The organism is Pseudoalteromonas sp. 2CM28B (genome assembly GCF_023161935.1).
This window is the reverse complement of sequence record NZ_JALNTH010000114.1, coordinates 1-608: the sequence shown is the minus strand read 5'-3', so window position 1 is coordinate 608 and position 608 is coordinate 1. Positions and strand designations below refer to the sequence as shown.

Annotated in this window: 1 protein-coding gene; it reads right to left on the bottom strand. The window is 44.6% G+C overall.

What is annotated here, in order from left to right:
* A partial coding sequence (locus tag MTN96_RS36875; RefSeq protein WP_248534855.1) for an EF-Tu/IF-2/RF-3 family GTPase occupies positions 1-608 on the bottom strand: 608 nt, incomplete at both ends.

Genomic DNA, 608 nt, shown 5'->3' with positions numbered 1-608 from the left:
ACGCCTTCTGGTAACTGTACGTCACCTGTTACGTCAGTTGTACGGAAGTAGAACTGTGGACGGTAACCTTTGAAGAATGGAGTATGACGACCACCTTCATCTTTCGAAAGTACGTATACTTCTGAAGTGAATGTAGTGTGTGGCTTGATTGAACCAGGCTTAGCTAGTACTTGACCACGTTCAACGTCTTCACGCTTAGTACCACGTAAAAGTGCACCAATGTTCTCACCAGCACGACCTTCGTCAAGAAGCTTACGGAACATCTCAACACCAGTACAAGTAGACTTAGTCGTCTCTTTGATACCAACGATTTCAACTTCGTCGTTCACGTTGATGATACCAGCTTCAACACGGCCAGTTACAACAGTACCACGACCTTGGATTGAGAAAACGTCTTCGATAGGCATGATGAATGGCTTATCGATGTCACGCTCTGGCTCTGGAATGTAAGAATCTAGTGCTTCTGCAAGCTCTACGATTTTAGCTTCCCATTGCTCTTCGCCTTCAAGTGCTTTAAGTGCAGAACCTTGAATTAGTGGTAAGTCATCACCTGGGAAGTCGTATTCAGAAAGAAGTTCACGAACTTCCATTTCTACTAGCTCAAGTAG